This window comes from Rhodococcus sp. R1101 (assembly GCF_000278445.1).
GTDB classification, from domain to species: domain Bacteria; phylum Actinomycetota; class Actinomycetes; order Mycobacteriales; family Mycobacteriaceae; genus Rhodococcus; species Rhodococcus gordoniae.
The window spans coordinates 1-2,274 of record NZ_AJVB01000566.1; the positions used below are offsets into that span (position 1 = coordinate 1).

The following is a 2,274-nucleotide window of genomic DNA, read 5'->3' on the forward strand; positions in this document are numbered from 1 at the left end:
GCTACCGGCCGGCGCTCGGGGTGGCCAGCTGAGCGGCGGCCTTGCGGATCTGGTCCGGGACGGGGACGGGACGGCGCGTCTGCGGATCGACGTAGACGTGGACGAAACGGCCGGTCGCGGCGGCGATCAGCGCGTCGTCGGATTCCCGGAAGATTGCGAGCGAATACGTGATCGACTGGGTGCCCAGACGTTCGACCGCCAATCCGACCTGCAGGCGGTCGGGGAAGGACAGTTCGGCGAGATATCGGCAGGAGGTCTCGGCCACCACCCCGATCGCGTCGAGTTCGCGGATGTCGACACCGGTGGTGGAGATGAGCCACCCGTTGACCGCCGAGTCGAAGTACGAGTAGTACGTGACGTTGTTGACGTGGCCGTAATGGTCGTTGTCGGCCCAACGTGTCTGCATGGGCCACAACACCGGGAACTGCTCCGGCTCAGGCGGGGCGGCTGGGCTCGTCGGCTGGCGGTTGCTCACGTCTCGACGATAGTGCTCTCGGCACGGCAAATCCGACCAACCCTCACGCCAATCCCGAACCGAGACGCAAAACCCTCGAATCGGACGTGTACGGGGCGTGTTCGCCGAGGGGTCGTCGCAGCATGCACGGCGTGTCGCCCCAAAGCCGGAACGCCGTGTGCGGTTCGTGTCAGGATCGGGTCATGTCCGATACTGCCGTTCTCCTCACCACCGTCGAGCTCGCCGAGATGATCGAGCAGGGTCGATCTCCGGTGATACTCGACGTCCGCTGGGCACTCGGCGACAAGCACGGACGGGACCGATTCCACGAAGGTCACATCAGCGGCGCGGTCTACGTCGACCTGGACGAGGAACTCGCCGCCCCGCCCGCACCCGAGCTCGGCCGTCATCCGCTGCCCGACATCGATCGCTTCCAGGCCGCCGCGCGCCGATGGGGGATCGACGACGGAACGCCCGTCGTCGCGTACGACGACACCGGTGATCTCGCCGCTGCCCGCGCGTGGTGGTTGTTGCGCTGGGCCGGGCATTCCGAGGTGCGGTTGCTCGACGGCGGACTGCAGGCGTGGATCGCCGGCGGACACCCGCTCGCCGCGGGCCCGGGCGGTGAGCGGAAGCCGGGCCACGTGACGTTGAGTCCCGGTCACATGCCGACGATCGGCCCGGACGAGGCCGCGGCCTTCGCCACTCACGGGGTTCTGCTCGACGCGCGGGCCTACGCGCGCTACAGCGGCGCCGAGGAACCGGTGGACCGCCGCGCCGGCCACATCCCCGGTGCGGTCAGTGCGCCGACCGGTGAGAACCTTCGGCAGGACGGCTCGTTCCTGCCCGCGGATCAGCTCGCGCACCGCTTCTCGAAGCTCGGTGTGAAGCGCACCGACGTCGCCGTGTACTGCGGGTCGGGTATCAACGCCGCACACGAGATCGCCGCACTCGAGATCGCGGGCATCGACGCCGCCCTGTATCCGGGCTCGTGGTCGCAGTGGTCGGCCGATCCGGCACGGGAGGTCGCCACCGGCGGCTGACCGGTGTCCGGCCGGAAACGGGACCCGCAGAAGTATTCCGGAGAAGAGACCGCGGTCGTGCTCGACGGCCGCGAACAGGGTGGGATCGTCCGACGACCGGCCGTCCCCGGGGCGCCGATCGATCAGGAGCGGGAGTACTCCGACGCGCGGCGCACTTGCTCGCGCGTCGGCGTCACGCCCGTGTAGAGCTCGAACTGGAGCGCGGCCTGCAACGCGATGACCTCGTCGCCTGTGATCACCGGGATGCCGTGCTCGCGGGCGAACCGGACGAGCGGGGTGTCCGGCGGGACGGCCACGACGTCGAAGACCGTGGACGCCGCGGCGACGAAATCGTGGGGGAGGGGCAGGTCGCCCGATTCGGTCCCGCCGGCCATCCCGATCGGGGTGGCGTTGACGATCAGACCGGGCGCGACGTCGCGTGTGTCGGCGCGCCACTCGTAGCCGTACTTGCGCGCGAGGGGCCGTCCGGTGTCCTCGTTGCGGGCGACGATCGTTCCGTCGGTGAATCCGTTGTGGCGCAGCGCCGCTGTCACGGCCTTCGCCATTCCGCCGCTGCCCACCACCGTGACCGGCAGGGTGGAATCGACACCGTGCCCGACGAGCAGATCGCTCACCGCCTGGTAGTCGGTGTTGTAGGCGTGCAGGACTCCGTCGTCGTTGACGATCGTGTTCACCGACTCGATGGCGCGCGCGGAGTCGTGCAGCACGTCGACGAGGGGCAACACCGCTTCCTTGAACGGCATGGATACACCGGCTCCCCGAATACCCAGGCCGCGA

3 protein-coding genes are annotated in these 2,274 nt (G+C 69.2%); 1 reads left to right on the plus strand and 2 read right to left on the minus strand.

Annotated elements, in window-relative coordinates; all coding sequences use genetic code 11:
* Nucleotide 1: 1 nt before the first annotated feature.
* On the minus strand, nucleotides 2-475 hold the full coding sequence (locus R1101_RS0121660) for an acyl-CoA thioesterase (RefSeq protein ID WP_026003570.1): 474 nt from the start codon (nucleotides 473-475) through the stop codon (nucleotides 2-4).
* Between the two features lie 182 nt (nucleotides 476-657).
* Here R1101_RS0121660 and R1101_RS0121665 point away from each other — a divergent pair, with 182 nt between their 5' ends.
* Nucleotides 658-1,497, plus strand: a complete 840-nt coding sequence (locus R1101_RS0121665; RefSeq protein WP_016935339.1) for a sulfurtransferase — start codon at nucleotides 658-660, stop codon at nucleotides 1,495-1,497.
* A 122-nt stretch (nucleotides 1,498-1,619) separates the two neighbouring features.
* Here the strand turns inward: R1101_RS0121665 and R1101_RS0121670 are convergent.
* The coding region (locus R1101_RS0121670; RefSeq protein WP_026003571.1) for a shikimate 5-dehydrogenase at nucleotides 1,620-2,274 on the minus strand (655 nt) is incomplete at its 5' end.

Coding starts and splice junctions, on each gene's coding strand:
- R1101_RS0121665 (WP_016935339.1), top strand. CDS start 658: ATGTCCGATACTGCCGTTCTCCTCACCACCGTCGAGCTCGCCGAGATG.